Source organism: Microcystis flos-aquae FACHB-1344 (assembly GCF_014698375.1).
GTDB lineage: Bacteria > Cyanobacteriota > Cyanobacteriia > Cyanobacteriales > Microcystaceae > Microcystis > Microcystis aeruginosa.
Map to the genome: position 1 here is coordinate 1 of NZ_JACJSW010000028.1, position 10,687 is coordinate 10,687.

11 protein-coding genes and 1 pseudogene are annotated in these 10,687 nt (G+C 43.0%); 8 read left to right on the forward strand and 4 right to left on the reverse strand.

Features of this window, described 5'->3' with window-relative positions; translation table 11 throughout:
- The 3 genes and pseudogenes from H6G48_RS01640 to H6G48_RS01650 all read right to left on the reverse strand — a co-directional run.
- A pseudogene (locus tag H6G48_RS01640) lies at positions 1 to 427 on the reverse strand (flagellar assembly protein H); the annotation flags it as partial.
- Between the two features lie 176 nt (positions 428 to 603).
- Entirely contained in the window at positions 604 to 798 is a 195-nt protein-coding gene (locus H6G48_RS01645; RefSeq protein ID WP_045358889.1) for a DUF2949 domain-containing protein, read from the reverse strand.
- A gap of 383 nt (positions 799 to 1,181) precedes the next feature.
- Entirely contained in the window at positions 1,182 to 1,703 is a 522-nt protein-coding gene (locus tag H6G48_RS01650; protein WP_190718442.1) for a DUF192 domain-containing protein, read from the reverse strand.
- Positions 1,704 to 2,005: 302 nt separating this feature from the next.
- On the opposite strand from H6G48_RS01650, the gene petM reads away from it, so the two are divergent.
- The 3 genes from petM (at position 2,006) to thyD (ending at position 3,654) form a co-directional block, all read left to right on the forward strand.
- On the forward strand, positions 2,006 to 2,119 hold the full coding sequence (gene petM / locus H6G48_RS01655; RefSeq protein WP_012265655.1) for a cytochrome b6-f complex subunit PetM: 114 nt from the start codon (positions 2,006 to 2,008) through the stop codon (positions 2,117 to 2,119).
- A 105-nt stretch (positions 2,120 to 2,224) separates the two neighbouring features.
- On the forward strand, positions 2,225 to 2,584 hold the full coding sequence (gene psb28, locus H6G48_RS01660) for a photosystem II reaction center protein Psb28 (protein ID WP_149988306.1): 360 nt from the start codon (positions 2,225 to 2,227) through the stop codon (positions 2,582 to 2,584).
- Between the two features lie 146 nt (positions 2,585 to 2,730).
- On the forward strand, positions 2,731 to 3,654 hold the full coding sequence (gene thyD, locus H6G48_RS01665) for a thylakoid membrane protein ThyD (RefSeq protein ID WP_190718445.1): 924 nt from the start codon (positions 2,731 to 2,733) through the stop codon (positions 3,652 to 3,654).
- A gap of 37 nt (positions 3,655 to 3,691) precedes the next feature.
- On the opposite strand, the gene H6G48_RS01670 is transcribed toward thyD, so the two are convergent.
- Positions 3,692 to 4,417 (reverse strand): GUN4 domain-containing protein, encoded by a 726-nt coding sequence (locus H6G48_RS01670; protein WP_190718448.1) that lies wholly within the window; start codon positions 4,415 to 4,417, stop codon positions 3,692 to 3,694.
- 228 nt (positions 4,418 to 4,645) lie between these two features.
- On the opposite strand from H6G48_RS01670, the gene lysA reads away from it, so the two are divergent.
- The 5 genes from lysA to H6G48_RS01695 all read left to right on the forward strand — a co-directional run bounded on the left by lysA (position 4,646) and on the right by H6G48_RS01695 (position 9,943).
- On the forward strand, positions 4,646 to 6,043 hold the full coding sequence (lysA, locus tag H6G48_RS01675; protein WP_190718451.1) for a diaminopimelate decarboxylase: 1,398 nt from the start codon (positions 4,646 to 4,648) through the stop codon (positions 6,041 to 6,043).
- Positions 6,044 to 6,466: 423 nt separating this feature from the next.
- Positions 6,467 to 7,387 carry a diadenylate cyclase CdaA gene (cdaA, locus tag H6G48_RS01680; RefSeq protein ID WP_190718454.1) on the forward strand — a complete coding sequence of 307 codons (921 nt, stop codon included), beginning with the start codon at positions 6,467 to 6,469 and terminating at the stop codon, positions 7,385 to 7,387.
- Positions 7,384 to 8,133: a polyprenyl diphosphate synthase gene (gene uppS, locus H6G48_RS01685; protein WP_190718457.1), complete on the forward strand. Its 750-nt coding sequence runs from the start codon at positions 7,384 to 7,386 to the stop codon at positions 8,131 to 8,133. The genes cdaA and uppS overlap by 4 nt, the downstream gene beginning before the upstream one ends.
- Positions 8,134 to 8,386: 253 nt before the next feature.
- Positions 8,387 to 8,701 carry a DUF1825 family protein gene (locus tag H6G48_RS01690; protein ID WP_002767238.1) on the forward strand — a complete coding sequence of 105 codons (315 nt, stop codon included), beginning with the start codon at positions 8,387 to 8,389 and terminating at the stop codon, positions 8,699 to 8,701.
- A gap of 129 nt (positions 8,702 to 8,830) precedes the next feature.
- Positions 8,831 to 9,943, forward strand: coding sequence for a hypothetical protein (locus H6G48_RS01695; protein ID WP_190718460.1), 1,113 nt, complete (start codon positions 8,831 to 8,833; stop codon positions 9,941 to 9,943).
- Positions 9,944 to 10,687 lie beyond the last annotated feature (744 nt).

The following is a 10,687-nucleotide window of genomic DNA, read 5'->3' on the forward strand; positions in this document are numbered from 1 at the left end:
GATAAAGCGAGGGAAGAAAATAGACTCCTTCTGGCCAATCTGGGTCTAATTTTGCCCCAAATCCCTCTAAAACAGTGATACCAGCCGAAGGGGATAAAATCCACAAACGAGGGGCATTGTCTTCATTGTAGCTCTGATTTTCTCGTTTAGCTTGTCTTTGCAGTTCGGCTAAAATTGTCAAAAGTTTCGCTAAACAATTGCGAATCTCGCTCCGGTTAGGAGGATTGCGATAGGGTTCAATTAAGACAGTATTAAGGACAATTCTGCCTAATAATCCCAGATAATTGGGGTTGGGTTCGGCATTGGGGGAAAAAAATAAATCTATCTGTCGAGTTTCGTCGCTGACTTCTTTGCTGATTTCGACGATTCCCAGGGGAGAAAGTAATTGTTCAAGGTAATTTTTGGCAAATTGGTCATGGGGTTTCATGGACTGAGCAGTTAATCGATAATTCTCAATTGTATAGTTATTAAAAAAGTGGGTTTAAATAACCCACTTCTCAAGTGATGATTGGTAGTTTTTGGGATCGGAATTTTCAAACTGTGCCAGAAACTATGAGCAGCCATGGCAATTATTCTCCTTGTCAATAGTGAGCAATTGTAAGATTAGACTACCTTTTCGAGAAAATCATAAATTTTGTCTAATTGTTCCAAGGTCACTAAACCGTACTGCCAGAGAATCATCGGTAAATGAATTTTATCAGATTGGATCGAGCGCTCGGCCATAGCGATCGATTCTTGGGGAAGGGACAATTCCTCTTGTAGAAATTGTCGGAATTGGGAATAGGCAATCGTGGACATGGGGGTACTTTTTCCTCAATAGTATATCTCGTAATTTCAATAAAACACCACCTGATCGGTTTCAAGGACAGTTAGTCTCGCGACCGTTGTTTCTGTATCTAAGCTATCTCGATGATTTCGATAGAGCTGCTTAAATTGTAATCAGCTTTTCTAAAAATCGCTGGCTCTCTTAAGATAGTCCCGTTAGCTCGAGCAGAATTTTGTCTCTGTTTAATCTATAGCAAGGGTGAAGATTATTCAATCTATGCTTGATAGACTATAAAAATCTTAATCGATATGGTTATATCTTAAACAGTATAAATGCGTAATACCTTATAACAGCCATACTTATACTTCCAGACAAGGGACACCTTCTATAAGAAAGTTAACACCATTTTCAAAAATCAAGGTCTTGAGATAGACTCAATCTTAATTTTATCTCCTTCTTTCACTCCTAATTCTTTCGCTCGGCCCCCGGCTAGTTCGATCACTTGATTAACCATGGTGTTTGGCCCATAGACAGGACAAGGATCGACAGCACAAGGAGGGACATTGAGCAAAACTGCTTTTACTATACCATCTTTTAGAAAAATCATGTCTAGAGGAATCGAGACATTTTTCATCCAAAACCGGGCCACCAGAGGTTGTGCAAAGGGAAATAGCATACCGCGATTTTTCTCCAAAGACAAGCGATACATTAAACCCTTGGCCTGTTGTTCTGGGGTTTGAGCCACTTCTAACTCAATCATCTCACCATTAATATCTGCTTTGGCCGTGAGCGGTAATATTTGCCCTTGATTCTCAGTCGTAATCTGAGCCTTCGAACTATTATTACCATTGAGATTAGTCGATTGACAACTCAGCAGCAACAAACCTAAAAATAGTATTAACTTGATCTTGAGCATAAATGATTTTTTACCAGTCATCACCAATAGTTATCAATACTTAATTTTTCTAGTATAAGTGGAAAATTAAGCAGATAAGACATTATCATAAAGTGGCGACAGCAAATATAAAAATAGTATTAAAAATATCTAGCATGGGGGTGAGCATCCTTCCTTGAGGAGAGGGGCAGGATTGCTAGAACGTATATACTAGGAAAATTCTCAAAGTTATTGGCCGATTTTCCCCCTCAATTTTGCCCTAGTCCGGCAGCAGTCGATCGCCTTCGTAGGTTAAAATACCATTGATCTGTTGATCGATTATTGTAGGCTCAGGAGCAATCACCATGACCGCAGAAAGTATGTTATTTAATGGGGCGATCGTGGCGATCGTTCTCGTCCTCGTCGGATTAGCTTGGGGTTTTCTCCTCCTCAAAATCCAAGGTGGAGAAGCGGAATAGCTTGTTTTTCCGTTCATGGTTACTTTATTAGTAATCATGAACTAATTTTTCCCCATCAAAAGTAATTAAGAGAAAATCAATAACTAAAATTTTATAGCTATACCTATGACCACTCCCACGATCGAGTTTTTTGTCGGTTTATCAGAAGAATTAAGCGGTGTTAGTCTCCGCAAAAATAAAAGTACCGGGATTCGCAATGTCCTGATGACTTTTAAAACCCTGAAAGCGATCGAACGTTTCCAAAGTTTCACCACCCGTACCTACGGCGATCTCCGTCTCACCGATGAGGAAGGAGTGATTATAGTTATTCCCAACTCGACTAAGTTTATTTTTGGAGGAGATGAAGGGGATGAAATTCAACGGGTAGAATGTGGTTTTGAAATCACCGATGAACACTGGGAGCGTTTTATGCGCTTTATGAATCGTTATGCGGCAGCCAACGGGATGGGGTATCAGGATAAGTGAGAAGTGGGGTGTGGGGTGTAGGGTGTAGGGTGTGGGGAGAATAAATAAAAATAATCTCCTGATTGACTCCTGACTCCTGACTCCTGAATACTGAGTTCTGATAGTTAAAAACGAGCTAAAATAAGGATAAATTTAGTCAAGAAACCATGAAAATAGCGATTACTGGGGCGACGGGATTTGTGGGTAGTAGATTGGTGGTCAAACTCTATGATCGCGGCGATGACATCCTAATTTTGACTCGCAATCCCGATAAAGCCGGGAGAATTTACCCAAAGTCAATCTATCCTAAGATAGAGATTATTCCTTATATCGCCACAGAATCGGGGGATTGGCAAAAAGAGATTTCCGGATGTGACGCGGTGATTAATCTAGCGGGAGAACCGATTTCGGAACGCTGGACCGGTGAAGTAAAACAGGCAATCGTCGCTAGTCGGCAAATCGGCACCGAGAAAATTGTCGAGGCGATCGCCTTGGCCGCCCAGAAACCGCAAGTTTTAATTAACTCCTCGGCGATCGGTTACTATGGAACCAGTGAAACCGCTAGTTTTGACGAAAATAGCCCTCCTGGTGACGATTTTCTGGCAGATGTCTGTAAAAAGTGGGAAACAGCCGCCCAAAAAGTTAAAGATTACGGCACTCGTTTAGTCATTCTTCGCACGGGTATTGTTTTAGGCAATGGGGGAGCTTTAGGGAAAATGATCCCACCCTTCAAACTATTTGCCGGCGGACCGATTGGCAGCGGTCGTCAGTGGTTTTCTTGGATTCATCGGGATGATTTAATTAATTTAATTATCTATTGTCTCGATCGCCCAGAAATTAACGGTACTTTCAACGCTACTGCACCCAATCCCGTCCGGATGAAAGAATTCTGTCAGATTTTAGGGGAAGTAATGAATCGTCCTTCTTGGTTGCCAGTGCCAGATTTTGCCCTCGAAATTCTCTTGGGAGAAGGAGCAAAAATCGTCTTAGAAGGTCAAGAAGTGCTGCCAAAAGCCACTCAAGCGCTCGGTTTTGACTATCGTTATCCTAATCTAGAAGCGGCCTTACAAGAAATCGTCCCGAAAATGTAGAAAGCTGATACAATACCCGAGTCCAAATGATCTCAATCTATTTTTCACTCCAGACGGGATGGGAGAATAAAGAGGCGGCCACTCTCACCCCGCGCAGTTGATTTAACAGGGGTAAATGGCCCACGGGAGCGCTTAAATCCCAGATAAATTCTTGGGGGTATTTCGTCCAATTATTGCCATTTTTCCAACCAATTTTCGGCCAGAGTTTCGGGAAATCTTGACCGACACCTATCCATAATTTGCGCTGCACCGACCAACCGAATTTCCCTTCCGAATGAACTAACCAAAGATGATCAATAGTCTGAATGTCAACCTTGGGAAAAGCTTCTACTTCCGTAAAATAGACCCATTTCCTCTGTATTGCTCCTTCTCCTGCTAATTCACAGAGTTTTTGACGGGTGAGACTATCGGCAGTTTGAAAATCCTGTTTAGCCAATAATTCCTGTAAAAGTCGATAATCGATACCTTTAGCACTATCGAGGGGAACAACACCCGTGGGGAAATAATTAGCTAAAAATTCCTTGCTCTGATCGCTATTATCTTGATAGAGCAATTGATAAGCCTTACCTGTCACCAGATTAACAGGAGTGGGCTGCTGGGCCAACAAAAAATCTCTCAATACAGTTAGGCCAGCTTCTCCGGCCCCAGCTAATTGTGTCAGAATCTGTAATTGATTTTTCGGCGACTCAGTGGCTAATTGACTCATCTTACGGGTAATATCCTCGCTTTGTTCTTCTACTAACACGCCATTCTGGTCAGTCATATCATCACTTTTAAGACCACTCCTTCAATACTATTACCACTATTTCGGGGTCGCTGCTCGATTTTTTCCTGACAAAAAAGGGATTTTTAGCGGGTGGTTGATCGTACACTGAAAGAGAGAACTATTTTGGTTATCTAGATCACCGACGGTCAAAATTCCCTTAACTGAATCGGGGATGCGCGGGGATTGTAACAAAATTTATCGATTTCTTGACAAAAAACACCGATCATGCTATCAACTGAACCTAAAATCAGCAATTCCGGACAAAAATATTTAGCCTATCAAGATTGTCTATCCCCGAATCAAACCCTGTTACCCCTGACAGCCAAGGTTAATAACCGCGATTGTCTAGAAATCGGTGGTTGTGATGTCACCACCCTAGTGGAACGTTTCGGTTCACCCTTGTATATTGTCGATGAAGTCACCCTCCGCACAGCCTGTCGTCAATACCTGCAAGGTTTCCAGACTCATTATCCCGGAGAATCTAGGGTAATTTATGCCTCGAAAGCGTGGAATTGCCTGGCCCTATCGGCCGTGGTCGCTAGGGAGGGATTAGGTTTTGATGTGGTGTCGGCCGGAGAAATTCACACGGTGTTAACCGCTTTAGACCAGATCAATAAAACCGATGTGCCGATATACTTTCATGGTAATAACAAATCGATCGCCGAGTTAGAATATGCGATCGAGCATAACTGCATTATTGTCGTTGATAACTGGCTAGAGTTAGAAAATCTGGTTAAATTAGGCGAAAATCGTCCTGATAACCCTATTCCGATCCTATTGCGGTTAACCCCCGGCATCGAGTGTCACACCCACGAATATATTCGCACGGGTCACTTAGACAGTAAATTTGGTTTTGACCCTCATCAAATCGAAGCGGTATTTGACTATGTTTTAGCTCATCCGCTGCTGAATTGTCTGGGTTTACACGCTCACATCGGTTCCCAGATTTTTGAACGTCAACCCCACCAAGACCTGGCCGCTGTGCTGGCAGATTGGTTTAAATTAGGATTAGAACGGGGTTTACCCCTAGAGCAATTAAATGTGGGTGGTGGTTTAGGGATTCGCTACCTGGAAAGTGATGACCCCCCAAGTATCGAGGAATGGGTGCAAGCAGTGTCCTTAGCAGTGGCCAAAGCTTGTCAGGAAAGAGGTATCGCTTATCCCCTGCTCATTGCCGAACCGGGACGCTCTCTGATTGCCACCGCTTGCGTAACGGCCTATACAGTGGGTAATCGCAAAGAAATCCCCGAAATCCGCACCTATATCGCCGTCGATGGCGGAATGTCCGATAATCCTCGACCGATTACCTATCAATCGGTTTACCGGGCCGTGGTCGCCAATAAAATGAGTCAAGAATGTCAGGAAGTGGTGACAATAGCTGGAAAACATTGTGAATCAGGCGATATTCTAATTAAGGATATTACGCTACCGAAAACCAACCCGGGGGATATTTTAGTGGTTTTAGCCACGGGGGCCTATAACTACAGTATGGCTTCTAATTACAACCGCTTACCCCGTCCGGCGGCGGTAATTGTCCACAACGGAGAAGCTAATCTGATCCTTGAACGGGAAAATCTGGCGGATTTGCTGCGTCAAGACCGTTTACCGAAAAATTGGGTTTAAAGCCTCGCCCTTTTAGGGCGACTTTATAGGATGTATGATATTAAGAATAGCGGGCAGGGTAAGCAACCGCTTAAAAAACCCAGTCATCAACCGATGAACGCACCTTGAAAACTAGAGTTATGGGGTTCTATAGGGGAATGCTCCTATAGGTAAAAGCTCTAAGCGTCAAGTACCAAAGAAACCAATTATTTTAGAGGTTTTGAACTGTATCGTAGGGCATACGAGAACAGGCTTCTGTAATGGAGCGAAAGTCTGAGGAGAGAACCACCTCTGGGTTGGATTTCGCCAGGAATCTAATTCAAGTGGACTCGTTGAGCCAGAAATTCACAGCAGTGATGCTAGAAGAATCCACGTCCGTTTACGGCGTGGGGTATGTCAACCAATCGACTCTCCTTGATATAAACCTCATCGCTATCGTCCCCCATGTCGGGTTTTTTTCTGGACCCTCGCCGGTTATTGTCCTGGATTCTCAGCCATGGTCTGTCAGTCCTAGACTTTGGGTTAGTTCTCCTCCTTACCTATATGCTGCTGCTAATTATCGGCGAGCGGCGTACCTTTTGGATGGTGCGAGGACTAATCTACTTAATGCTGGCCTCGGTGATTAGCGATGCCCTAGGATTGCGCTTGCTGGGGTTAGTCCTAGAAAAATTGATTTTGGGGGCAGCAGTGGCGATTGCTGTGATTTTTCAGTCGGAATTCCGCCGTTTTTTAGAATTATTGGGCAAAGGTCAAGTGTGGGAATTATTTAAAAAAAGTTCCCCCACTCCCAAGACCGATAATGTCATTGATGAGTTAGTGGACGCGGTGAAGGATCTATCTCAAAATCGCACCGGCGCGCTGATGGTATTAGAAACCAGTGGCAATCTCGACACCAAGGTGTTTGTCAATCCGGGGGTGACGCTCAATGGCCAAGTATCTAAGGAATTAATTCAAACTATTTTTCAAACTAAAACTTTACTGCACGATGGGGCCGTATTTATTCGGGGCGATCGAGTGGTGGCCGCTGGTGTTATTCTACCCTTATCGGAGCGCAGTACCTCTAGGCAATTAGGCACCCGTCATCGGGCGGCCATGGGCATTACCGAAAGGCTAGATAATTGTATCTGTATTGTGGTTTCTGAGGAAACCGGCTCGATTTCCCTCGCGTCGGGGGGTAATTTGGATCGGCCTTTAACCAGTAGTAAACTAAAAGAGCTGCTCGAAGCGAAGTTTTCTCCGTCGGGAGAGGGGGAAGTGGTCGCACCGAGTTGGGGACGTTTAGGGCGTACAATTGGCTTAAAAGGTCGTCTAATCTTAGAAAAATTCTCCCGTTCGCCCAGCGCAACCCCGAAAGATAGAAAATGACTGTTAAACCGAGCTTATCACCAGAATTACCTACGGATTTAGATAAAAACCGTTTGCCTCAGCACGTCGCAGTGATTATGGATGGGAACGGTCGTTGGGCGAAAAATCGTGGTTTACCCCGGATTATGGGCCATCAACGGGGAGTAGATGCACTTAAGGACTTGCTGCGCTGTTGTCGTGACTGGGGGATTCCCGCTTTAACTGCTTATGCTTTTTCTACAGAAAATTGGGGTCGTCCCCTCGAGGAAGTAGAGTTTTTAATGACTCTATTCGAGCGGGTTTTGCGGCGCGAATTAGAAGAAATGATGCAGCAAAATGTCAAAATTCGCTTTATTGGTAATTTATCAGTCTTGCCAGAGTCTTTAAGACGGGAAATTGCTAAATCTCAAGCAGAAACTAGCCAAAATTCCGGTATTCAATTTACGGTGGCTACTAATTATGGTGGCCGAGAGGAGATCGTGCAAGCTTGTCAGGCGATCGCTCGTCAGGTGCAACAGGGTTTAGTCTCCCCAGAAGCAATCGATGAATCTCTCTTTGAACAGTATCTTTATACTGCCGGGATTCCTAACCCAGACCTGTTAATTCGCAGTAGTGGGGAAATGCGAATTAGTAATTTTTTACTCTGGCAAATGGCCTACGCGGAAATCTATGTTACTGACACCCTCTGGCCCGATTTCGATCGAGTGCAATTTCACCGCGCTTTAAAAGATTATCAGGGTCGTCATCGTCGTTTTGGCAAATTATAAGGGCTGCAGCCCAAATTGCTCAAAATAGCCACTGTGGGGCAGTTAAAGGACAATTTTTGATTTTTACAAGAGGTCTGATCACTTTTAATCTTAAACTCCCTGGGGCAACGGTTAAACTGCGACGAGAGGTCGTTTGTGATCTTCTCGATTTCCCCAATACGGTAATCCGTAAATCGGCTGGAGCTAGACTTTTTCCCCGGCTAAAATAAAATAGGGGAGAGAATAACTATCGACGATAAGCAGTTTTAAGATTATGGGATTCTTTGACTCAGAAGTGGTTCAACAGGAAGCTAGACAGCTATTTGAGGATTACCAGTCCCTCACACAACTAGGCAGCGAGTACGGTAAATTCGATCGAGAGGGCAAAATCATCTTTATCGATAGGATGGAGGAGTTAATGGAACGCTACAAGATATTTATGAAGCGTTTCGAGTTATCTGAGGATTTCTCCGCCCAAATGACCGTAGAACAGCTAAAAACCCAATTAGGTCAATTTGGTATGACTCCCCAAATGATGTTCGACCAAATGGAGCAAACCCTTGAACGGATGAAGGCAGAGATTCGCTAAAATTGCCGATATTTATCGGGTATTGGCTGCCTTTTACCCGATATGCCCTCTCCAGTTTACTGCTCGGAAAATTGGGGTTTCTGCGGTTTTTTGAGAACAATGATCTAATAATTTTAAGTAGGTTAACTGATGAACTCCAGGCCAGATTCACAAGAGAATATTGAGCCACCTCAGTATAGTGAAAAAACTAACCGCATTCAGGCAATCAGTCAACTGATTAAGGCAATAACCCCGTTAATTTGGGCTATAGTTGTTCTAGTGGTTATCTTGCCTCTTTTAGGGAAAATTTGGCTAGGAACTGCCGGCAATGAACCGTTAAAAACTAGGGTTGCTACCGAAACTAACCTAGAGATTCCCATCACTATACCCGAAAAATCTAACAGTAAAATTGATCGGGAGATTAGCCAAGCTTTACAGACAGCGAGAGCAAATTCTCAAAGCTTCGCCCTAGGAGAAATTGAGGGATGGGTGGAGGAGTTGATGACAAGAGTAGATCAGGGTTTTTTGCCTTGGTATTTTAACTATTTCAATCAAAAACAATTTGAGGGCAAGGCCTTTTTAAGCGGATTATACTCCTCGATCGCTCACTGGGTCAATACAGATAATCCACCCCCGGAACAGGTGGTGGCGGAAAATTTGACCAAAACTATTCAAACCGAGTTTACTAAACGGGTAATTCGTCCCCAAGAGGCCCAATTGCGTCTAGAGAGAATTACTAGGGATGCCGTTAATTTATATGTCAATAATTTAAGCAATGAATTAGAGAATATTCAGGCCAGTTATCAAATTCCCCAAGGCAAATGGGACCGTTATCTTAGTGATATAGCCATAACAATTCAAGATACCGAGGGCAATATTTCTAACACATCAATTAAACTTTTAGTCGGTGGCACCACTGCTTTAGGAGTTAAATCTCTGGTCCCAGTGATGAAAGTGGGCAGCACAGTTTATTTGTCCCTAGCGGGAAAAACGGGGGCGAAAATTGCCACTAAAACCGGTGGAGCAGTAGCGAGTAGTTTTGGGGCAGAATTAATCGATCCAATCGTGGGAATTGGTTTGATAGTTTGGGATTTATGGGACTATCAGCACCGGGTAAACATTGAAAAACCGATTCTGCGGGATGCCATTTTTAATTATTTACAAGAAGTCAAATATGATCTAGTCAATAATCATCAAGGTAGCGTCCTTTCATCTATTTATCAAATTGAAGCCACTGTCAATAAATCCTTAGTGAGAACCTAAGTAGGGTTGGCTGAAAAAGTTTGTTGGTTGGGTTAGGAGTCAGGAGTACAATTGCATGAATGGGGCTATTATGAGGAATAAAAATATATTTAGGGCTTGCGGCAAAAAGTAGGGGCGAAGCATTCGGATAGGAAATCTACGGTTTCACCGATAGGTTATGCCCGAATGCTTCGCCCCTACAGGACGCGGGCCGATGAAGATGCCAGGTTTTGAACCACGATTCTCTCAAAATCTTGCACCTGTTTCGCCAAACAAAACCCTAAAACCCTTACCTCGTCTATATTTCACATTTATTCAGCAGACCCTATTTATGAATCTATTCTTTCTATTAAGAGTAAAAAAGTTTTAAAAAAACTGAGAAAATACACAAAATCCAGATACGCTAAAAATGTATCTCTTTACTTTCAAAGCCTTATGAAAACAAGTTTAGATACTTTAAAAGTCGAGACCTAATTTTTTTGATTGATTTATTAATAATTTTAATTTCTCTTCCCTTTCTTGTTGTTTTTTTACCTATTAGTATAGTCGTTGCTATTTGGGAATAAATGACTGAAGATAAAGATTAAAAGGAATATCCCCCATTTCTTGTTATCAAATGGTCTTAGCTCATTATAAAGGTCAAAGGTCTTAAGAGAATTACAGAGAATGATTGATCCTATAATAATGGGAAAATCCTCAGAGTGAGGAACTCGCATGAAACCAGCATCCCTGATTCAACTAACCGATAGTCTGAAAGCCCTTTAT

Bases quoted from the DNA above. Each gene is read 5' to 3' on its own strand.
- petM (WP_012265655.1), top strand. From the start codon at position 2,006: ATGACCGCAGAAAGTATGTTATTTAATGGGGCGATCGTGGCGATCGTT.
- H6G48_RS01645 (WP_045358889.1), bottom strand. From the start codon at position 798: ATGTCCACGATTGCCTATTCCCAATTCCGACAATTTCTACAAGAGGAA.
- H6G48_RS01695 (WP_190718460.1), top strand. From the start codon at position 8,831: ATGAACTCCAGGCCAGATTCACAAGAGAATATTGAGCCACCTCAGTAT.
- H6G48_RS01690 (WP_002767238.1), top strand. From the start codon at position 8,387: ATGGGATTCTTTGACTCAGAAGTGGTTCAACAGGAAGCTAGACAGCTA.
- uppS (WP_190718457.1), top strand. From the start codon at position 7,384: ATGACTGTTAAACCGAGCTTATCACCAGAATTACCTACGGATTTAGAT.
- thyD (WP_190718445.1), top strand. From the start codon at position 2,731: ATGAAAATAGCGATTACTGGGGCGACGGGATTTGTGGGTAGTAGATTG.
- lysA (WP_190718451.1), top strand. From the start codon at position 4,646: ATGCTATCAACTGAACCTAAAATCAGCAATTCCGGACAAAAATATTTA.
- cdaA (WP_190718454.1), top strand. From the start codon at position 6,467: ATGTCGGGTTTTTTTCTGGACCCTCGCCGGTTATTGTCCTGGATTCTC.
- H6G48_RS01650 (WP_190718442.1), bottom strand. From the start codon at position 1,703: ATGACTGGTAAAAAATCATTTATGCTCAAGATCAAGTTAATACTATTT.
- H6G48_RS01670 (WP_190718448.1), bottom strand. From the start codon at position 4,417: ATGACTGACCAGAATGGCGTGTTAGTAGAAGAACAAAGCGAGGATATT.
- psb28 (WP_149988306.1), top strand. From the start codon at position 2,225: ATGACCACTCCCACGATCGAGTTTTTTGTCGGTTTATCAGAAGAATTA.